21 protein-coding genes and 1 tRNA gene are annotated in these 20172 nt (G+C 63.1%); 11 read left to right on the top strand and 11 right to left on the bottom strand.

Going from position 1 to position 20172, the window contains the following annotated elements:
* Nucleotides 1-44 precede the first annotated feature (44 nt).
* Nucleotides 45-1022, top strand: a complete 978-nt coding sequence (locus tag BKX98_RS10810; RefSeq protein WP_038992692.1) for a hypothetical protein — start codon at nucleotides 45-47, stop codon at nucleotides 1020-1022.
* Nucleotides 1023-1043: 21 nt separating this feature from the next.
* On the opposite strand, the gene BKX98_RS10805 is transcribed toward BKX98_RS10810, so the two are convergent.
* The 9 genes from BKX98_RS10805 to BKX98_RS10765 form a co-directional block, all read right to left on the bottom strand.
* Complete coding sequence (locus BKX98_RS10805) at nucleotides 1044-1763, bottom strand: glycerophosphodiester phosphodiesterase family protein (protein ID WP_073707203.1); 720 nt, start codon at nucleotides 1761-1763, stop codon at nucleotides 1044-1046.
* On the bottom strand, nucleotides 1760-2554 hold the full coding sequence (locus BKX98_RS10800; RefSeq protein WP_066142683.1) for a Cof-type HAD-IIB family hydrolase: 795 nt from the start codon (nucleotides 2552-2554) through the stop codon (nucleotides 1760-1762). Before BKX98_RS10800 ends, BKX98_RS10805 begins: the two co-directional genes overlap by 4 nt.
* Nucleotides 2555-3454: a PfkB family carbohydrate kinase gene (locus BKX98_RS10795; RefSeq protein WP_038992695.1), complete on the bottom strand. Its 900-nt coding sequence runs from the start codon at nucleotides 3452-3454 to the stop codon at nucleotides 2555-2557. It abuts the gene before it with no gap.
* Between the two features lie 9 nt (nucleotides 3455-3463).
* Entirely contained in the window at nucleotides 3464-4129 is a 666-nt protein-coding gene (locus BKX98_RS10790) for an alpha/beta hydrolase (RefSeq protein ID WP_052253932.1), read from the bottom strand.
* Nucleotides 4130-4143: 14 nt separating this feature from the next.
* A complete protein-coding gene (locus BKX98_RS10785) occupies nucleotides 4144-4932 on the bottom strand; it encodes an enoyl-CoA hydratase/isomerase family protein (RefSeq protein ID WP_052253933.1) in 789 nt (262 codons plus the stop codon).
* 42 nt (nucleotides 4933-4974) lie between these two features.
* Nucleotides 4975-5691: a LysR family transcriptional regulator substrate-binding protein gene (locus BKX98_RS10780; RefSeq protein ID WP_073707202.1), complete on the bottom strand. Its 717-nt coding sequence runs from the start codon at nucleotides 5689-5691 to the stop codon at nucleotides 4975-4977.
* An 87-nt stretch (nucleotides 5692-5778) separates the two neighbouring features.
* Nucleotides 5779-6210 (bottom strand): universal stress protein, encoded by a 432-nt coding sequence (locus BKX98_RS10775; RefSeq protein WP_073707201.1) that lies wholly within the window; start codon nucleotides 6208-6210, stop codon nucleotides 5779-5781.
* 55 nt (nucleotides 6211-6265) lie between these two features.
* A complete protein-coding gene (locus BKX98_RS10770) occupies nucleotides 6266-6964 on the bottom strand; it encodes a dienelactone hydrolase family protein (protein ID WP_073707200.1) in 699 nt (232 codons plus the stop codon).
* 86 nt (nucleotides 6965-7050) lie between these two features.
* Nucleotides 7051-8022, bottom strand: a complete 972-nt coding sequence (locus BKX98_RS10765; RefSeq protein WP_073707199.1) for a nucleoside hydrolase — start codon at nucleotides 8020-8022, stop codon at nucleotides 7051-7053.
* A 151-nt stretch (nucleotides 8023-8173) separates the two neighbouring features.
* Between BKX98_RS10765 and BKX98_RS10760 the strand changes: the two genes are divergently transcribed.
* The gene (locus BKX98_RS10760; protein ID WP_073707198.1) at nucleotides 8174-9223 is read left to right on the top strand and encodes a LacI family DNA-binding transcriptional regulator; all 1050 of its coding nucleotides are present in this window, start codon (nucleotides 8174-8176) and stop codon (nucleotides 9221-9223) included.
* A gap of 3 nt (nucleotides 9224-9226) precedes the next feature.
* Nucleotides 9227-9409 (top strand): hypothetical protein, encoded by a 183-nt coding sequence (locus BKX98_RS10755; RefSeq protein WP_073707197.1) that lies wholly within the window; start codon nucleotides 9227-9229, stop codon nucleotides 9407-9409.
* On the opposite strand, the gene BKX98_RS10750 is transcribed toward BKX98_RS10755, so the two are convergent.
* Nucleotides 9383-9919 (bottom strand): YdeI/OmpD-associated family protein, encoded by a 537-nt coding sequence (locus tag BKX98_RS10750; protein ID WP_073707196.1) that lies wholly within the window; start codon nucleotides 9917-9919, stop codon nucleotides 9383-9385. The genes BKX98_RS10755 and BKX98_RS10750 overlap by 27 nt on opposite strands.
* A gap of 78 nt (nucleotides 9920-9997) precedes the next feature.
* Here BKX98_RS10750 and BKX98_RS10745 point away from each other — a divergent pair, with 78 nt between their 5' ends.
* Nucleotides 9998-10453, top strand: a complete 456-nt coding sequence (locus BKX98_RS10745; RefSeq protein WP_038992703.1) for a DUF523 domain-containing protein — start codon at nucleotides 9998-10000, stop codon at nucleotides 10451-10453.
* A gap of 85 nt (nucleotides 10454-10538) precedes the next feature.
* Here the strand turns inward: BKX98_RS10745 and BKX98_RS10740 are convergent.
* Nucleotides 10539-10622: transfer RNA gene (locus tag BKX98_RS10740), tRNA-Leu, on the bottom strand.
* A 283-nt stretch (nucleotides 10623-10905) separates the two neighbouring features.
* Between BKX98_RS10740 and BKX98_RS10735 the strand changes: the two genes are divergently transcribed.
* The 7 genes from BKX98_RS10735 to pknB are packed head-to-tail and all read left to right on the top strand — an operon-like array spanning nucleotide 10906 to nucleotide 20167.
* Entirely contained in the window at nucleotides 10906-11730 is an 825-nt protein-coding gene (locus BKX98_RS10735; protein WP_038992705.1) for a DUF3662 and FHA domain-containing protein, read from the top strand.
* On the top strand, nucleotides 11727-12206 hold the full coding sequence (locus tag BKX98_RS10730; protein WP_038992707.1) for an FHA domain-containing protein: 480 nt from the start codon (nucleotides 11727-11729) through the stop codon (nucleotides 12204-12206). Before BKX98_RS10735 ends, BKX98_RS10730 begins: the two co-directional genes overlap by 4 nt.
* Nucleotides 12207-12209: 3 nt before the next feature.
* Complete coding sequence (locus BKX98_RS10725) at nucleotides 12210-13604, top strand: PP2C family serine/threonine-protein phosphatase (RefSeq protein WP_073707195.1); 1395 nt, start codon at nucleotides 12210-12212, stop codon at nucleotides 13602-13604.
* Nucleotides 13601-14998 (top strand): FtsW/RodA/SpoVE family cell cycle protein, encoded by a 1398-nt coding sequence (locus BKX98_RS10720; protein ID WP_073707194.1) that lies wholly within the window; start codon nucleotides 13601-13603, stop codon nucleotides 14996-14998. Before BKX98_RS10725 ends, BKX98_RS10720 begins: the two co-directional genes overlap by 4 nt.
* A complete protein-coding gene (locus tag BKX98_RS10715; protein WP_038992712.1) occupies nucleotides 14995-16455 on the top strand; it encodes a penicillin-binding protein 2 in 1461 nt (486 codons plus the stop codon). Before BKX98_RS10720 ends, BKX98_RS10715 begins: the two co-directional genes overlap by 4 nt.
* On the top strand, nucleotides 16452-18260 hold the full coding sequence (locus BKX98_RS10710; protein WP_038992714.1) for a protein kinase: 1809 nt from the start codon (nucleotides 16452-16454) through the stop codon (nucleotides 18258-18260). Before BKX98_RS10715 ends, BKX98_RS10710 begins: the two co-directional genes overlap by 4 nt.
* A complete protein-coding gene (pknB, locus tag BKX98_RS10705; RefSeq protein ID WP_073707193.1) occupies nucleotides 18257-20167 on the top strand; it encodes a Stk1 family PASTA domain-containing Ser/Thr kinase in 1911 nt (636 codons plus the stop codon). The genes BKX98_RS10710 and pknB overlap by 4 nt, the downstream gene beginning before the upstream one ends.
* Nucleotides 20168-20172: the final 5 nt, after the last annotated feature.

The raw sequence follows: 20172 nt of genomic DNA, 5'->3' as shown, positions 1-20172 counted from the left end.
CGTAGCAACTCAACGCGCTTGCTTCGACATACTACGATAAGAATGTGGCTCAGTGGATAGATGCATGGAATAGCGATGACTGGCGTGAGGCTACCGCCGAATGGATCGACGCTGCGTGCGAGGCCTACGGCATCGCGCGCACCGCAGGACCTGACTTCTGGCCTGCCGATCTGCACCAGATCCAGGCAACGGTGCAGACCGATGCCGCCGACCTGATCTTCAGCGCCAACGCTCCGGGGCTGGCCTCCGAGCCGGCCACCACGGTCGTTGCCGGCCAGCTGCTGCCCGACCGCGTGGTGATGCCGTTGGCCATCGACCGGATCGCCGGTTACATGCTCAGCCCGGACTACGGGCACACCCTGGCGGACCTGGGCGATTCGGTGGAGAACTGGGAGCTGGCCATGGCCTCGCTCGGCTCCTTCCAGGTCGCGCTGATGGGCCACGAGGACGAATTCTTCGATTCCGGGGTCACCGTGGTTGACCCGCAGTTCCTGCCCGAGCAGTACGAGCAGGCGCTGATGATGCACGTGTCATTGGACCCCTCCCACCCGCTGTACCTGGATGGTTCCAGCGCGGATAACCTGGTCTCGCATCTGGGTGCGCTGAAGAAGGCCACCGACGCCCTGCATGCCGGTGCGGTGCCGCTGAGCATCGAGCACGGCAACTTCGACTTGTCGCAGGTCGTGGTGCCAAGCGAAACCGGAGAGCACGGCCGCATCCTGAATCTGGGCTCCGCGCATTGGGCGCACCCCTTCTCCTCGCTGAACACTCCGCTGGCCGCCATGTGCGAGGCGTGGGATTGCGAAACCGGCGACGAGCGCGTGATGAAGGTGCTCTTCGCGTACCTGGACCAGTTCTCCGACTACGGCTCGCCCGATGAGCTCTACGACCTGATCAATCCGGCCTGCCTGGTTGCGCCGCTCTCGCAGCACGAGACCTGGCTGCGCCTGCTCTTGGATGCCAGCGACGATCACCTGCAGGAGCATGCCCCGGCCGTGCTGGGTACCCTGGATATCTCCTAGGGCATATTTCCCAGGCTCAGTTCAGGAGCCGAGAACCCGTACCAGCAAGGCCGCGTCATCGCTCATGATGGCGTCGGCCTTGCGGTCCATCAGCAGCCGCATTGTCGGCTCGTCATCGATGACCCAGACATGCACCTGCGCGCCGGCGCGGTGGACCGCCTTGATGAAGCGGCGCGTCGCCACCGGCAAGATGCCCTGCTTCAGCGGCACCTGGACTGCCCAGTAGCCCGCCAGCAGGCGCTTCGGAACCCAGCCCAGCAGGTGGGCGCACAGCCAGATGGCAACCATTTCGCGTTGCCCCGGCGAGCGCCGGATCGGCGCGGAGAGCAGGTGGCCCACCGCGGCGCTGCGCGCCGTGGAGAAGGATGCCAGGGCAATCTGCCCGTGGGCTTTCCGTCGCTCGATGAGCTCGGCCAGCGGCCCGATCACGTGCTCGTCCTTGACGTCCAGGTTCAGCGTGGCCTGCCCAAAGGCATCAAGCAGCTCGTCAAGCGTGCACAGCGGCTGCCCGCCGGCGCGGACCTCTGCCAGCTGTGCGTCGGTGAAGCCGTTGAAATTCCCGCTGGCGTCGGTGACCCGATCCAGGGTGTGGTCGTGGAAGAGGTAGACGGTGCCATCCGCCGAGGCGTGCACGTCCGATTCGAAGTGGGTGATGCCCAGTTCCGCGGCGCGCTGGAAGGCGAGCAGCGTATTCTCCTCGTTCCCTGTGCGCACCCCTCGGTGCGAAAACGCGTAGGTCATTTCAGCAGGTCCTCGATGACTTGGGCTACCCCGTCCTCGGCCAGCGAGGGCGCGCGGAATCGGGCGGAGGCCAGCGTGGTGGGGTGCCCGGAGGACATCGCGTAGCCGTGGCCCGCGTATTCGAGCATTTCGATGTCATTGGGCATGTCGCCGAAGGCCATCACCTCGTCGGCGGCAATGCCCAGGCGCTGGCAGTACTCGTGCAGCGTGGTGGCCTTGTGGATATCCACATGCGCCATTTCCAGCAGGGACACGTCGAAGGCCGAATGGGTCACCGAAACCAGTTGGGCCAGCTGCGGCCCGGCCGAGGCATAGAACTTGTCGATCGGCAGGTGCGGGGAGCGGGCAAGGAACTTCACGATGCCCTCGGAATCAATGGAGTCGCTGGTCAGATCCAGCACCGCCTGCACGCCGAAGTTGTGGTGGCGGTCGGCGAATCCTTCGCCCAGGTGCAGCCCCTTGGTGGTCTCCGCGGCGAAGGCCGCCTTCGGTTCCAGCTCCAGGATGATTTCGCTCGCCTTGCGCGCGGTGGCCGCGCTGAGCGTGCGCGACCAGATCACCTCATCCTGCTCCAGGTCGTAGAGCACCGCGCCATTGGAGCAGATGACCTTGCCCATCCCGCCGAAGGCCTCGATGATCGGGGTGAGCCAGCGGAAGGGGCGTCCGGTGACGAAGACAATCTGGATGCCGGACTCGCGGGCCTCGATGAAAGCGCGCTTTGTCCGCTCGGAAATGGTGCCGTCCTTGGCGACGATGGTGCCGTCGAGGTCCGACGCGATCAGCTTGATCATCTACAGCTCCTGGCGGCGCGGCGGATTCGCTCCGGCACGCTGCACGGTCACCGCGGCGGCCATGGCCGCGAATTCCAGGGCCTGGGACAACTCGCCAATCTGCAGCTGGTTCAGCTTCTCCCGGTTGGCCGCGCCAATCAGTCCGTGCTCGGCCAGCCAGCACAGCAGCGCCGCGGTGAACGTGTCGCCGGCCCCCACAGTATCGGTCACCTCGACCGAGGGAGCAGTGAATTCGGCGTCGCCGGCGCGGACCACTCCCCAGGAGCCGCGCGAGCCTGCGGTGGAAACCACGATCGCCGGACCCATGTCCAGCCAGGCCCGAGCCGAGTCCTGGACCGAGCGCATCGGGTACAGCCACTTCAAATCGATGCCGGAAACCCGCACCACGTCGGCCTGGCCGACGAAGCGCTCGACCTCGGCGACGGTCTGCGCATGGTTGGTCACCAGCGACGGGCGCAGGTTCGGGTCGTAGCTGATGGTGGCGTGGGTGCGCGCCGCCGAGAGCAGCGGGAGCAGCTCTTCGGGGCTGAACAGTGTGGCGATGGAGCCGGTGTGCACCAGCTCGGCGTCCTGGGCCAGCTCCGGACCGATGGTCGGCATCTGCCAGTAGGCATTGAACGCGAAGGCCGCGCCGCCGGCCGGGTCGAGGATGCCATGGGCGATGACGGTGGCCTGGTCGTCGGCCCCGCCCAGGTAAGCCACGTTGTTCTCCTGCAGGTACTGCTCGATCTTCCGGCCCTTGTCATCGGCGCCCCAGCGGGAGATCAGGGTCCCCGGGTAGCCCAGCCGGGAGAGCGCCACCGCGACGTTCAGCGGGCTGCCCCCGACGAACTCCTGGGCTGGGGCAATGCCGGAGGCCAGGACGTCAACGAGGGCCTCGCCGATCACCGTCGGGTTCATGCTGCTCCTTCAGTAGTGCAGTGGGGACAGGGCCCGCACGCAGGCAGCCCATTGGCTGCTGTGCGGATCGATCCAGGTGTAGTGGTCGCCGTCGAACAGCGAGAAGCTGTGCTCCTGTCCGAGCGCGGCCGCTTTCTGGGCCGCGATGCGGGCAATTCTTGGCGGAACATCGCCATCGTCCCGTCCATGAAAGATTACGACACGGGCAGGCATTGGCCATAATTCCACCGGATTGCAGGCGCCCAGTGGCGCACCGCCGAGCATCTCCTCCACCGCGCTGTCGCTGAGCTTCAGCCGCTGGGCGGTTTCCAGGTCCAGCACCCCGGCTTGGCTGATCACCTGGGAGACCCGCTGGTCATGGGCTGCCAGCACGCAGGCCAGCTGGGCCCCGGCCGAATGGCCGATGAGCGTGATCGGCCCTTCTTCCTTGACCAGGCCCAGGGCGAGCCGGGCATCGGCCAGCATTTTCGCCGCACTGCCCGGCCCGCGCCGGTATTCGAGGTTGTAGGCGGGAATCCCGCGGGCAGCGAGATCCTGCGCCAAGGGCACGCCGAGGCTGGCCGTGTACTTCTCACGCCAGTATCCGCCGTGGATGATCATCACCGCTCCGCGGGCGGTGATGCGTTCGGGCTCGTAGAACTGGACGTACTGGTCCCGGTGCGCCCCGTAGTGCATGGCTGGCCGCCCGGCTAGTTGCCCGGGAAGACCGGCGAGCGCTTCTCGACGAAGGCGGACCGGCCTTCCACCGAGTCGGCGGTGTGGTAAGCCTGGAGGAACGCGTCGACTTCGCGACCCAGCCCCTGATGCGTGTCCAGCCCGTCCATCGAAACCATGGCGCGCTTGGCAATGGAGATAGCGGTGGGAGAGACCGCCGCGGCTTCTTCGATGGCCGCCACGGCGACGTCGAGCAGCTGCTCAGCGGGGACCACCCGGTTGGCCAGGCCGATGCGCAATGCTTCCTCGGCCTTGATGCGCCGCCCGGTGAAGATCAGCTCGCGGGCCATCGCGTTGCCCACGCGGCGCGGCAGGCGCACCATGCCGCCAAAGCCGGGCACCAGGCCCAGGTTGACTTCCGGCTGGCCGAAGCTGGCCCGCTCGGAGGCGTAGATGAAATCGCAGGCCAGCGCCAGCTCGCAGCCACCGCCCAGGGCGAAGCCATTGACTGCGGCAATGACCGGGACGTGCAGCGACTCCAGGCGCTCGGTCACGGCGTGCATCTGCTTGGCGTAAGCGGTGAACGTGGCCTCGTCCATGGAGTTCATCTGGACGATATTCGCCCCGGCGACAAAGGACTTCTCCCCGGCGCCGGTAATGATCAGTCCGCGGTATTCGTATCCGGTGGTCTCGAACCAGTCCAGGAAGGATTCAAGGTCGTTGACAACCTCTTTTGCCAGTGCGTTCAGCGACTTTGGCTGGTCTACGGTCAGGATGAGGGCCGAGCCTTGGGTGCTCAGGGTGAGGGTATCGAATTGCTTCATACCCCTAACTCTCTCACGTAACCTGCGTCACGTGATGGATTGTCAGTGGCGCTTGCGTGGCTTGGCCTTGGCCCCTTGCGGCTTCTTGGATGGGCTCTTGGCCTGCTGTTTTGCCTTGGCTTTGGCCTTTTCCTTGGCTTTCTTCTGCTCGTTGATGCGCTTGGCCTTCTGCTCCTGGTTGCGCACCGAATTCTGCCGCGAGGAGCTGGCGGTGCGTCCGCGCACGATGCCGATGAATTCCTCGAGCACTGCAGTGTCCTCGGTGGCGGTCGGCCAGGCGATGCCGACCTGGGTTGGCGAGCCGTCTTCGATGAGGCGCACCACCACGTCCTTGCGGGCGAAGAGCCGGGCGATTGACTGCGTGGTGCGCAGCACCTGGGCTCCAGAGGCGACGACCTCCATCGCTACCGGAATGCCGCCCACGGATTGAGGGTAATCGGCCAGGTCCAGTTGCGGAAACGACTCGACGATGTCCAGCGGCACTGATTCCTCGTAGTACTCCACATCGTGGTCCTTGCCCGCGCAGACCACTTCGAGCTCCTCATAGAGCGGGATGACGTGGCGCGTCGCGTCCTTGGGCGAATCCCCGCGGTAGCGCACGAACACCGCGTCGGCCTCGCCGGCGGCCAGCAGGTCCAGGATTTCCCCCTCATCCAGGCGCCAGGCTTTCAGCTCGATGGCCGGATAGCGCTCCTGGAAGCGGTCCATCCATTTGCCGGGGGTGACGCCGGTGACGTAGGCGATTCGAAGTTTCTGCACGGGTTAAGCCTACGCGCTGCCGGGTTAAATGGTGCAGGCGGGCACCGGTGCACCGGTGCCCGCCTGCGCTTGCGCAAGCTTGGAGGCCTACTTGTCGGTCTTCACGACCAGCACGTCGCATGGTGCCGAGTGGGCTACCGAGGAAGCAACGGAACCGAGCACGCGGCCCAGGCCCTTCATGCCGACGTTGCCGACGACGATCATCGAAGCCTTGCGGTCCTCGGCGTCGGAGATCAGCACGTCGCCTGGCTTGCCGTGGCCGGCTGCAGCGGTGACCTTCACGCCTGGAACGGCGTTCTTCACGTCGTTGGCCACGCGCTGTGCGAGCTTGCGGGCCTGCTCTGCGTCGTCCAGGATCCAGGTATCGGAACCGATGGAAACGACCTCGGTGTTATCCGATGCGTGAGCGGTGATGACCACCAGGTCAGCGTCCAGCTTGACGGCGAGTTCTGCGGCGCGGCGGGCAGCGCGCTGTGCGGTTTCGGAACCGTCGACGCCTACGATGATGGTTTCAGACATATTGTTCTCCTTCATATGAGTGATGCTTTAAGTGATGGGTAACACTTTATGGCCTTCAGGCCACTTTTGCTTGCAAAAAGTCCACGGCGCGCTGCCATGCGATGGCCGCCCGCTCGGGATCGTAGTTGCCGGCGGGATTCTCGTCGTTGTGGAACGCATGATTGGCGTCGTAGTAGAAGTACTGGACTTCCGCGCCTGATTCCCGGCGGATCTGCTCTTCCTGGGCCTTGGCCTGCTCTGGCGGATACATCTGGTCCAGGTTCGCGTAATGTCCCTGGATGGCGGCGCGGACACCGGAAAAATTGTTGGGTACGCCCTGGCCGATGCCGTAGAAAGGCACGGCCGCGGCAATCCTATCGCCCTGCTGGGCTGCCATCTGCAGCACGAATCCGCCACCCATGCAGAAGCCGATGACGCCAAGCTTCTGGCTGGTGACATGCTCATTGGCCAGCAGGTAGTCCACTGCACCGCCCAGCAGCTGGGCGCCAACGGCTTCCGGAAGCTCGGACATCATCTGCCCGGCTTCCTCGCCGTCATGCGTGATCCAGCCGCCATAGAGGTCCGGGGCCAGCGCCACGAAACCCTGCGCCGCCAGCCGGTCTGCCACATCGCGGATATGGTCGGTCAGCCCCCACCATTCCTGGATCACAATCACTCCGGGGCCCTTGCCGGACTCGGGCAATGCGAGATAGCCGTGCGCTTGCGTACCTGAAGAAGGGAAAGTCACGTTCTGGTGCGGGGTTTTTTCCGCCATGGCGCCTCCTGTTCTGCGATTCCCTCCAGTTTATGCAGGTCTAGGCGCGATTGGCATTGACCTGCCCCACATTGCGCAAAGTCGTTCTATTTTCCGAGCGTGACCTCGCCGATACATTCCAGCGCGTCTACCACCAGATTCCAGAAGCCTTCGTGGTCCAGGTCCACTGCCACCGAGGTATTGCAGTCGGCGGAAGCCGGCGCACGGAAGTCCGTGACTGTCATTCCCAAGGTCAGCTCGCCACGCAGCTCGACGCTCACCGGCGCCTTGACGGTACGCACCACATCCGGGTCGATCACGTAGGCCACGGCGCACGGGTCATGCACCGGCGGCGCGTCGAAGCCTTGGTGGTCGCGGTAGGCCTGGGCGAAGAAGTCCATCAGCTCGCGCACGAAGGTCGATGGCCCGGTGCCGATCTTCTCGATGCGCTCGACCACCTCGGTGGTGGCCAGCGCCTGGTGGGTCAGGTCCAAGCCGACCATGACTACCGGCCAGGCCTCGTTGAAGACGATGTGCGCTGCCTCGGGGTCGATCTTGATATTGAATTCAGCCACCGCCGACCAGTTGCCGGTGTGGTAGCCGCCGCCCATCAGCACCACTTCGCGCACGCGTTCGACGATGCGCGGTTCCTTCCGGGCGGCCAAGGCGATATTGGTCAAGGCGCCGGTGGGCACCAGGGTGATTTCACCGGGTTCATGGCTCATCACCAGATCGATGATGACGTCCACTGCGTGGCGTTCATCAAGCTCGATGCTCGATTCCGGCTGCGCTGGTCCGTCCATCCCGGAATCCCCGTGGACCTCTCCGGCGGTTTCCACCTCGCGCACCAGCGGGCGGGCGCAGCCTGCCGCGAAGGGAATGCCGGTGATCCCGGCGATGGTGCCGACGGCCAGCGCGTTGGCAGTGACCTTGTCCAGGGTCTGGTTGCCGGCCACGGTGGTCACCGCCAGCAGCTCGATTTTTGGATTGCCATGGGCAAGAATCATTGCCACGGCGTCGTCATGGCCCGGGTCGCAGTCCAAAATGATCTTGCGCGGGGCATTGCTGTCCTGGGTCATGGATTCTTCTTTCGCTCTGCCGGCTGACGGCCGGCAGCTAAGTCGTGGAGGGCGGATAGTCATCCATTGATAATTCTTTCGCGCCCGCGCACTTTCGTCAAGCGCTTAACTAAAAGCGGTGGCGCACCGCGATTCCGACTACGATGGAGCCATGAAGAATGGTGAAAAGTCCGGCAACTCGCGCGCTCCGCGCCGCGTCACCGCAGCAATGGTCGCCGAACACGCCGGCGTTTCCACCGCAACGGTCTCACTTGTTGCCAACGGAAAATCAGCGGGCCGGGTATCGGCCGCGAATGAACAGCGCGTGCGCGAGTCGATTCGCGAGCTGGGCTACTTCGTCGACAGCATCGGCAGCTCGCTGGCCAAGGGCGTCAGCTCGCTGGTCGTCCTGGTGGCCCCGGACATCTCCAACCCGTTCTTCGCCAAGGTCATCGCCGGCGTGCGCTCGGTCCTGGCCAGCGACTACCAGCTGCTGCTCTCGGTCACCGATGCCGGAGTCTCCCCCAGTGCCAGCGAGACCAGGAAGATCATGGGTCTTCGCCCGGCCGGGCTGCTGGTCCATGCCCCGAGCCAGGACTTCCTCGAAGAAATCTCCAGCACCCTTCCCCTGGTGGCCCTGGATGCCCCGGGCATCGATCCGGCGATTCCCGCAGTGAATATGGATGTCGCCCAGGGCGCGCGGGATGTCGCAGCCCATTTCGCCGCACAAGGACACACCAGGGCCGCCTACCTGGATGCGAGCACCGGCACCGAGACCTTGGCCGTGCGCCGCGAAGCGTTCTTGGCAGCGGCCAAGGAATACGGCATCGAGGTCCTGCCTGCTTCTGTCGCCAGCTCGATGATCGACGTCGCCGCGGCTTCGGCGGCTTTCAGCCAGCACTGGCCCACGTGGCGGGAAGCCGGCGTAACCGCGCTGGGATGCGCAACCGACAACCACGCGTTCGGCGTGCTGCATGCCTCCCGCCAGCTTGGCCTCAGCATCCCGCAGCAGCTTGCGGTGGCCGGATTCGACGATCTGCCCTACTCGGCGACTTCCAACCCATCCATCACCACCGTGGAACTCAATGCCCAGGAAGTCGGGCGCCAAGCCGCACTGAAACTGCGTGCGCTGCTCGATGGGAAATCCCCTGATCCACTGCAGACCATGCTGCCAAGTTCACTGGTTGTCCGCGGATCGACACTGGAAAACGCAGGAGGCTAACCGATGAACATGCGCAAATGGCCTGCCAAGGCCACGGCAATCATCGCCCTGCTCGTTGCCCTGGGCCTGATCGTCATGTCCAGCGGAGTGCTCAGCCTCTTTACCGGCCCGCCACCCCCTCCGGGGTCCGGCATCGAATCTGCCGCACGAAGCCTTCCGCTACTGGATGAGCTTTCCGCTCTTTGACACCCCGGGATCGGTGCACGAGGACAAGTCGAAGCAGCACGGGCGGCGCTTGCCATCGCGCAGCTTGGAAATGCTGACATCCACTCGGCGTTCACGCGTGGAAGGGTTCTTGGTCGCTTCGACCCAGCGGACCCATTCCCAGCGGGCCATCGGGGTGAGCCCCGCCCACACCTCTTCCAGATCATCGGCGTCATCCAGGGCTCCGGCCAAGTCCTGCGGGATCCTTGCTTCCGGCCAGGTTCCGGCAACGCGAGCCGCCAATTGCACCTGCTCCCCTGCGTCGGCCGATAGCTGCGGCATCCCCTGGCTATCGAGAGCCAGCCAGTGGCCACGGCGCCCGTCGGGATCAATCACGACCGTATGCCCCTCATGCGCCTGGAGAAGTTCTACCGCGACCTGTCCTCGGCTTGGCAACTTGTCGCTTGATTCCTGGTCGAATCGGAGAATTTTCCGGTCATTGACCAGATCTACAGTTCCCTGCAGTTCGAGGATTTCATTGGATGCTGGCACCAGAATCAGCCCTTTCAGTTGCTTAAGGGCAGTCTATGGCACAGCCGCATCCAGCTTCCACGTGGCTAGACTGCTGTCATGATCCAACGCCCGGTGCTCGTCAGTTCCTGCCTTGCTGGCATCCCTTGCCGCTATAACGGCAAGGCCAAGGCCAACCCGGCGATCGTCGAAGCTGTGGCACGAGGAGATGCTGTTGCTGCCTGCGCCGAGGAATTAGGCGAACTGAGCACCCCGCGCCCGCCAGCAGAGATTTCCGGCGGCGATGGCAACGACGTGCTCGAAGGGCGGGCCGCCGTTCTCGATGTCAACGGCGAGGATGTCAGCCGGCAGTTCGTGGCTGGAGCCCAGAAGGTCGCAGATTTGGTCCAGCGCGAGGGCATCACCGAAGCGATTTTGCAGGATCGCAGCCCTTCCTGCGGCTGCGGGAGCATCTACGATGGCTCGCATTCCGGAAAACTTGTTGCAGGCGATGGGGTGCTGGCTGCGTTGCTGAAGCGCCGGGGCATCAAGGTCAGTGGATCTCCAGCAAGCTGACACACCTTGGAAGATAACGATTCAGTTGCGCTTTTAATCAAGAAAATAACCCTCGATCCGAAGATCAAGGGTTATTTTCCATTTGTGCGCGAGGGGGGACTTGAACCCCCACGACCTTGCGATCACTGGCACCTGAAGCCAGCGCGTCTACCAATTCCGCCACTCGCGCTTATTCTGTTTTCGTTGCCTTCGTTCTTTGCAACAAGAAATAGCTTACACACACATTTTCCGTTCACCTAATCGAAACCCCCATTTGTGGCTAGCGACACATGGGAAACCTTTTTAGTGCCTTTATCGTTGATACTGACGCACTTGAGCCGTTCAAGGATTTTTCGGCATTTGCACAGCTGAAAACAGTAAGATCGAATATGAAGTTCTGCGTTCATAGCTCGGAAAGGATGACCGCAGGCTCGTAATAACCAGCCATGGACCCTAAGGAAGGAGCACGAATAATGGGCTTTCTCGACAATGTCGAACGCGGCTTAGAGAAGGTCGTCACTAGCTTCTTTCGTGGCACCAGCACCGCAGATCTAAAGCCAGTCGAACTGACTACCGCGCTACGCAATGACATGGACCGCGGAATCATGCCGATTAGCGAAGGCCGCAGCCTTGCGGCCAATGACTTCGTAGTCTCGCTGAGCACCAAGGACTACAACACCGCCAAGGGCTGGGGCCAGGGTGTCGTCAATGAAATGGCAAAGGTCACCGCCGAGCATGCCGCCACCCAGGACTATTCAGTTCATGGCGACATCATGATCCATTTCGTCTCCAATGATGATTTCAAGCCCGGTGAGATGGAAATCTCCAGCTCGGTCAAGGAATCCAGCTCACGCCCAGCGGCTTCGGCACCGGTCAAGGAGCGGGCATCCGCGCCAGCGGCACCGGCAGCTCCATCAGCAACCCCTCCAACCACCGCGCAGCCACGCCCAACGGTGCGTCCGATTGCAGAGATCCCCAAGAGGCCCGTGCAGAAGCAGGCCATCCTTGAGGTTGCCGGTCAGAGGTACGCCCTGCATCACCACTCGATCGTGCTGGGCCGTTCGGCCAGCACCGATATTCCGGTGGACGACTCCGGCGTTTCCCGGCAGCACGCTCGTGTCGAAACCCGTGGCAAGACCAGTTTCGTCGTCACCGATCTGGGTTCAACCAACGGAACCTACGTGGACGGCAAGAAGATTTCGGAAGAAACCCGTATATTTGACGGTTCGGTCATTACTATCGGACAGACGAAAATCGTCTTCCGGCTGATTACCTCGAACAACGGAGGCCGCGCGTGAACGATCTGGTTCTAAGCCTGTTCCGATTGGGCTTTTTGGTCCTCATCTGGCTGCTCGTTTTAAGCGTTGTCGGATCGATGCGCCGCGACTTGGCTATCGGTTCACGGGCCCGCACCGGCAAGCCCAGCGCTCGTGAACTGAAGAAGAACCCGGAACTGGCGGAACCAGAAGTCCCCGCGCGCAAGGCGGCCACCTCATTGGAAGTCGTCGAGGGCCCGCTGGCTGGCAGCAGCATTCCGCTACGCGGCCAGCCGATCATGTTCGGCCGCGCCCAGGATGCCACCGTAGTTCTCGATGACGACTACGCTTCGGGACGCCATGCCCGCCTGTTCCCCCAGGGATCACGCTGGTTCATCGAGGATCTCGGTTCAACCAACGGAACCTTCGTGGGGGACAACCAGCTCTCACGCGCCCAGGCAGTGGAGCCCGGCCAGCGAATCCGCATCGGGAAGACTGTCCTGGAATTGAAGGCCTAGCCTATGGCCCTCAAACTCAAATTTGCCGCGAAATCCGACGTTGGCCGGGTGCGCAAGAAGAATGACGACTCGGCCTATGCCGGCGAGTACCTGGCGGTCCTTGCCGACGGCATGGGCGGACACGTCGGCGGCGACGTCGCTTCGGCCTCTACCGTGCTCGATCTGGTGCATCTGGACCACGAAGCCACCGCGGATCCGCAGAATGCGTTGCCGGACGAAATCCAGGCCGCCAATCTGGTGCTCAATGAACTCGTCGGCGCCAATCCGAAGCTGTCGGGCATGGGCACGACCGTCACTTCCCTGCTGCTCTCGGGCGACACCCTGCACATGGCGCACATCGGCGACTCCCGCGCCTACCGCTTGAAGCACGGTGAGTTCGAGCAGATCAGCAAGGACCACACCTTTGTCCAGCGGCTCGTCGACGAAGGCCGAATCAAGCCGGCCGAAGCCGAGGTCCACCCGCATAAGAATGTGCTTTTGCGCGTGCTCGGCGACTCGGACGCGTCCCCCGAGCTGGATGTCGAGAAATTCACGGCAGAACCGGGCGAACGCTGGATGCTGTGCTCCGACGGACTCACCGACGCGGTGCCGGTTCCGGTGATCGAGCAGATCATCCGCACCACCGCCGACATGGATGAAGCGGTCAACGACCTGGTTGCCATCACGCTGAAGAATGGCGCACCGGATAATGTCACCGTGGTGATGTTCGAGGTCATCGAGAACTCCGCCCTTGACGGCGAGGCGCCGGCCGAGCCGGAGCCCGCGCCGGATACCGGCCAGCTCACCATCGCCGCCGAAGGAGATGTCGAAGCCAGCGCATCGCTGCTTCGCCATGAGATTTCCCAGCGCCCCCACCTGCTGGTGGGCGCAGCCCAGCTGGCAACGCAGACCGGGCAAATCCCGGTGGTTACCCAGCACACCGGCGAACGACGCGCTGCAGCCTTGCTGACCCACCGTTCCCCGGCTGCCGGCGAGGTGCTCGATCCGCTGGAAGCTCCGGTGCAGCATCGACGCTGGCTGATGCCGATCCTGCTGACCCTCACGGCCTTCCTCGTCGTAGCCCTGGCCGTCTGGGGCTACATGTGGACCCAAACCCAGTACTTCGTGGGCGCCGTTGATGGCAAGGTCGCCATCTACAAGGGCGTCCCGCAAGAACTTGGGCCGATCTCGCTCTCCGAAGTCGACACCGTCAGCAAGGTGCCGCTGGAAGCCCTGCCGGAGTATTCGCGCCAGCGCGTTGAGTCGACCATCTCGGCCGAGAACCAGCAGCATGCCCAGATGATCATCCAGGAACTTCTGGTCACCGCGAAGCAGAACTGCCCGGTCACCGTTCCCGGATCCTCGGATTCCGCCAACCAGCTCGAACTGCCCGCCTACTGCCAGGAGATAATGCAATGACCGAAGTGCAAACCGCACCGGTGCCTCGGCGCAATCTCGAGCTGCTGCTGGTGCTTCTTGCCCTGTGCGTCGGAGGTGCCGCGTTTTATCTTGTCGGCAGCTCCACCGAGGACGTCGACAATACCGATTTCTACGTGCAGATGAGCATCCTGGCGGGGCTGTCCCTCACGGTCCACGTGCTGCTGCGCATCTTCGCAAAATATGCTGACCCGGTAATACTTCCGATCACGATTGCGTTGAATTCCCTTGGCCTAGCCATGATTCACCGCATTGACTTGGCAAAAGGAACTTCACAGTCGGCTCGCCAGCTGCTGTGGACAGCCATTGCAATCGTCATTGCATCGGTAGTCCTCTGGGCCATCAAGGATCACCGGATACTGCGGCGCTTCACCTATATCGCCCTGCTGGCATCCATTGTCCTGCTCTTGCTTCCGCTGATTCCAGGGCTCGGCGTAACCATTAACGGCGCCCGAATCTGGATCCGCATGGGAATGTTCTCCTTGCAGCCAGGCGAACTCGCGAAGATCACCCTGTCGATCTTCTTCGCCGGGTATCTCTCGTCGAACCGCGACTTGATCCTGATGGCCGGACGCAAATTCGGGCCGCTGCAGCTGCCTCGCCTGCGCGACATGGCTCCGATGGTGATTGCCTGGCTGCTGTCCATCGGCGTGCTCGTGGTGCAGCGCGACCTCGGCTCCGCGATCCTCTTCTTCGGCCTGTTCATCGTGATGATCTATGTGGCCACTGCCCGGATCTCCTGGGTGCTCATTGGCGCCTTGATGGTTGTCGCCGGCGGCGTGGTCGCGGGCCTGACCATGGGCCACGTGACCCGCCGCCTGGACGTGTGGCTAAATGCCTTCGACCCTGAGATCTACCAGGCCACAGGCGGCAGCATGCAGATCGTCGAGGGCCTGTTCGGCATGGCCGACGGCGGCCTGTTCGGCACCGGCCTGGGCGCTGGTTCGCCATACCGGGTGCCGCTGGCCAACTCGGACATGATCATTGCCTCCTTCGGGGAGGAAATCGGCCTGATCGGCGTGTCAGCCATCATCCTGCTCTACATGCTGCTGATCTCCCGCGGCCTGCGCGCCGCCCTGGGGTCTGCCGATAGCTTCGGCAAGCTGCTGGCTGCCGGGTTGTCCTTCACCCTGGGCCTGCAGTGCATCGTGATCATCGGCGGCGTTACCCGGCTGATCCCGCTGACCGGCCTGGCCACGCCATTCATGGCAGCTGGCGGCTCCTCGCTGCTGGCGAACTGGATCATCATCTCGCTGCTGCTATTGATCTCCCACAACTCGCGCCGCCCGAAGACCGGCGGCGTAGGACCAACCGATGAATTCGCATCTGCCAGCACGACCCTTACCTCAAGCACCAAGGCGGTGACGAAGAAGTGAATCATGCAATCAAGCGCGTTTGGGTTGCGCTAACCGTCCTGTTCGTCATCTGCCTGGGCGGTTTGAGCTATATCCAGTTCTTCGACGCCGAGTCGCTCTCGGAGAATGCGCTGAACAAGCGTGAGCTCTACCGCGAGTTCGACCTGCCCCGCGGGGCGATCCTGGTTGACGGCAAGCCGATTGCCGAATCGGTACCGACCGATGACGGCCAATTCGAATTCCAGCGCGTGTACAACGACGCGGAAACCTACGCCCACCTGACTGGCTACTATTCGCTGGCCAACGGCACCACTCAGCTCGAATCGCAGTTGAATGACTGGTTGACCGGCACGAGCTCGGATCTGCTCTTCGACCGGCTCTCTGCCATGTTCACCGGCACCCGTTCCGAGGGCGCCTCGGTCGAGCTGACCATTGACGGCCAGCTGCAGAAGACTGCCTTCGAAGCGATCCCTGAGGGCCTGAAGGCCACGATCATCGTGACCAATCCGAAGACCGGCGACATCCTGGCGATGGCTTCCAAGCCTAGCTATAACACGAACCGGCTGGCGGTGCACTCGACCGCCAAGGCGGCCGAGAACCTGAAGGAAATCAGCAACATCGATGGCCTGAGCCCCTACCGGAATCCGGCCATCAGCAGCTTGATCACTCCCGGATCATCGTTCAAGATCATCAGCACCGTCGCGGCGCTGGAATCCGGCAAGTTCGACATGGACACCCCCATCGACAACCCGGTATCGAAGAATTATCCGCATACGAACAAGCCATTGAACAACTTCAACGAGGGCATCTGCGCGCGCGACACCCGCGCCAAGCTCGAGTTCATCTTCGCGCAGAGCTGCAACACCCCGTTCATCGAGATCAGCCAGACAGTCGGCAAGGATGCCTTCACCGAGGTGGCCGAGCGCTTCGGCTACGGCCAGCAGCTGAACATCCCGCAGAATGTCGTGCCGAGCGAGTTCCCGTCGGCCGAGGCATCTGAAGCACAGATGGCGCAGATGGCCATCGGTGAATGGGAAAACAAGGCTACCCCGCTGCAGATGAACATGGTTGCCATGGCCATCGCCAACGACGGCGTGATCATGAAGCCGAACCTGATCGACAAGGTCATTGCGCCGGATCTGCGGGTGATTGAGGATCCGAAGCCGGAGAAGTTCTCCACGGCCACCACCCCGGAAGTTGCCGAACAGCTCACCGAGCTGATGGAAGGCCCGGTGCTGCGCGGTACAGCGATGAACGCCCGGGTTCCCGGCGTGGATTTCCGTGCCAAGACCGGCACCTCGCAGCGACCCTCAGTGGACGGAGTCCGCATGGTGAATTCCTGGATGACCGGTTTCGCGCCGGCCGATGATCCGCAGGTGGCCATCACGGTCAATATCCAAGACGTAGATTACGACACCGGCCACAACACGGCGGGTGCACTGATGAAAACGATGTTAGAGGCGGTGTTCAACAAGTGAGGCCAGTAACCGGCACCACCTTGGGCGGTCGTTACAAGCTGACCGATCGCATTGCGATCGGCGGCATGGGCGAAGTTTGGAAGGCGCGAGACCAGGTCCTTGGACGTCTGGTAGCGATCAAGATCCTCAAAGAGGAATACACCGACAACGAGAGCTTCCTGACGCGTTTCCGCGTGGAAGCACGCCACACCGCTCTGCTGAATCACCCCGGCATCGCTGGCGTCTTCGACTACGGCGAGGAACAGGGATCCGCCTATCTAGTGATGGAACTCGTTCCCGGCCCGCCGCTGTCCACCATCATCGAACGAGAGCGCAAACTCGAGGTGGACCGCACGCTCTCGCTGATCGCGCAGACCGCCCGCGCGCTAGCAGCAGCCCACGAGCACGGCCTGGTGCACCGCGATGTGAAGCCGGGCAACATCCTGGTGATGCCTTCGGGCGTCGTCAAGATCACCGACTTCGGCATTGCCCGCCTTGCCGACCAGGTTCCGCTGACCGCCACCGGACAGGTCATGGGCACCGCCCAGTACCTGGCTCCGGAACAGGCCACCGGCCAGATTGCCACCGGCAGCTCCGACATCTACGCCTTGGGCGTCATCGGCTACGAGTGCCTGGCAGGACGGCGTCCGTTCACCGGCGAATCGCAGATCGCCATTGCCCTGGCACAGGTCAACGACGCTCCCCCTGCCCTGCCCGACACCATCCCGGCCCCGGTTCGCCAGCTGATCATGTCGATGCTGGCCAAGAACCCGTCGGAACGCCCGAAGGATGCAACCGCACTGGCGAAGGCCGCAGATGCGCTGCGCGCCGGCGACACCAATACCGCTACCTTGGCGGTTCCCGGCATGCTGGCCACCGGTATCGCCACCGACGCGACCCAAGTGGTCAACATGGATGACGATGCCACCCAGGCGGTGCCGCAGGCCGATTCCGCCCCGACCATGACCAATGCCATGCCCACCGTGGTGGAACCTGCCCGCAATGCCAGCGGCTTCTCCGGTTCCAGCGCCGCTGCCGGCGGATTCGATGACGAGGACGTGGATACCCAGGATCCTGCTCGCGAGGCTGGCGCCAAGCGCAGCCCGTGGCTGGTCCCGCTGATCGTGATCATCGCGCTGGCTGCGGTGATCGCCTTGCTGGCATGGCTGATCCCTGCCATGAGCAGCGACAATGACAACCAGCCGACGTCGTCGCCGACGCAGAGCACCGAGCTGTCCGATTCCTCGTCTCCAACCGAGGAATCGACCGAGCCGACCGAGGAAACCACCGAAGCCTCGGAGACCTCCGACTCCCCATCGCCGACCCCCAGTGAAACCGTCACCTATGTAGATGTTCCGGCGTCGCTGATCGGCCAGGATATCGACACTGTGACCGCGGAACTCGAGGGCAAGGGCCTGGTCGTTGACGCGACCCCGCAAGAAACCAGCGAGTACGAGCCGCGCGAAGTGATTTCCCTGAACCCTACCGGCAGTGTTGCACAAGGCGAAACCGTTTCGGTGACCTATGCCATGGCCCCTGAAACCGTTGGCGTGCCATCGGTGACCGGCATGAGCTTCGAAGCCGCGCAGAAGCGCATCCAGGACGCTGGACTGGCCGTGGCCAAGGGCGAGGAACGCCCCGACCCATCCGTCGCCGGCACCGTGCTGGCGCAGGACGTTCCCGCCGGCAGCGAAGTCGAGCCGGGCACCACGATCACCCTGGATATTTCCACGGGTCCAGAAGAAACCGAGCCAACCGGGTCCGCCACCGAGTCGGCATCTGAATCCCCAGAAGCCGCAGAGCCGGAGCAAAGCGAAGCGCCATGAGTGAAGTCGAAGCTTTGCCTCCTGGCTTGCCGCGAATGATCAACGACCGCTATGAGATCGAATCGCTGATTGGCCGTGGCGGCATGGCGGATGTGTATCTCGCCACCGACCACGTGCTGTCGCGCAAGGTGGCGGTCAAGGTGCTGCGCCCGGATACCGCCGGCAACCCCATGGTGGTCAATAGATTCCGCCGTGAGGCCAAGGCCGTCGCTGGCCTGAGCCACCCGAATATCGTTGCCGTGTACGACACCGGCGAGCTGCCGGCCACCGAGTACAACCGTGAACGCCTGCCATTCATGGTGATGGAATACGTGACCGGACGTACCCTGAAGCAGGTAATCGCTGCGGGCGATGTCGATGGCTCCGTGGCAGTGCACATCACCCGCGGCGTTTGCGATGCCCTGGATCATTCGCACAACAACAACGTCGTCCACCGTGATATCAAGCCGGCCAATGTGATGGTGACCGATTCCGGCCACGTGAAGCTGATGGATTTCGGCATTGCCCGTGCCTTGGATACGTCGGCAACCATGACGCAGACCGCTGCCGTAGTGGGGACAGCCCAGTATTTCTCGCCCGAGCAGGCCCGCGGCGAACAGGTCGATTTCCGTTCGGACATCTACTCGGTTGGCTGCCTGTTCTACGAGCTGGTGACCCACCAGCCTCCATTTACCGGCGATTCGCCGGTGTCGGTCGCCTACCAGCACGTTGGCGAGATTCCCTCGGCGCCAAGCGAGGTCAAGCACGGCGTCGACCCGATCTTCGACCCAATTGTCGCCAAGGTCCTCTCCAAGGAACGCGACGACCGGTTCCAGAGCGCCGGAGCTTTCGCCTCGGCGTTGGAGGATGCGCTGAACGGCATCGAATTCCATGATGACGAGCCGGAGCCATCCACCTACACCTTGCCGATTTACGGCACCCACCATGAGGCTGAAACCGGCTTCATCGCGCAGTCTGCGCCACGAACGAGCCAGCACCCGGTCTTCGTGGAAGACGAGGCACCTGAGCCGCCTGCACGGCACAAGTCCAACCGCGGCCTGATCATCTTGCTGACCGTCATCGCCCTGATTGCCGTGGGCATCGCCAGCTTCCTGGTGATCCGCTCGATCCAGGCGGAAGCTGAAAAGCGTGCCCCGATCGCAGTACCCGAGGTCCTTGAAATGTCCGAGGACGACGCAAGGGAATTGCTGCGCGATAACACCTTCCAGGTGCGTGTAGAGCGCGAATTCAGCGATGACGTAGAACAGGGCAAGGCGACCCGTACCGATCCGGAAGCAGGATCCATGGTCGCCAAGGAGTCCACGGTCGCCCTGTACATCTCCGACGGCTCAGAGCAGCGCACGATTCCCGAGGATCTGGCGAACCAGTCCGAGACAGCTGCCCGCGATGCCCTGCGCGAAGCAGGCCTGGAAGTTGGCGAAGTCAGCCGGGAGAACTCTGCAACGGTTCCCACCGACTGGGTCATCGGCACCAGCCCTGAGCTGGGGTCCAAGGTGAAGGCCGGCAGCGAAGTCGATTTGATCCTGTCTACCGGCATGGTGACCGTTCCGGTGGTGACCGAGATGAGCCGCGAGGAAGCTGAAGAAAAGCTCTCGGCAGATGATGTCGGGCTGGAAGTCCAGTTCGTTGAGGTGGAAACCGATGACTACGCCGAGGGAACACTGTTCAAGCAGTCCCCCGAAGCCTCCGAGGACGTGCCCCAGGGAAGCCTGGTGAAGATTTCCGTGGCCAAGGCACCGCCAGCGCCCGAGCCTTCCGAAGAACCATCGTCTAGCGAGTCCGAATCATCGGATCCATCCGAATCCGATGATCCAACCGAGGATGCTTCGCCAACCAGCGATTCCCCGGCTCCTCCCAACGGGAATGGCCGGCCAGACCGGACCGGACCACCACGGGAAAAGGACTGAGACTA

Source organism: Glutamicibacter sp. 0426 (assembly GCF_001906485.1).
In the GTDB taxonomy this organism is placed as follows: Bacteria; Actinomycetota; Actinomycetes; order Actinomycetales; family Micrococcaceae; genus Glutamicibacter; species Glutamicibacter nicotianae.
The sequence above is the reverse complement of the archived record's forward strand: the minus strand, read 5'-3'. Positions and strand labels throughout refer to the sequence as shown.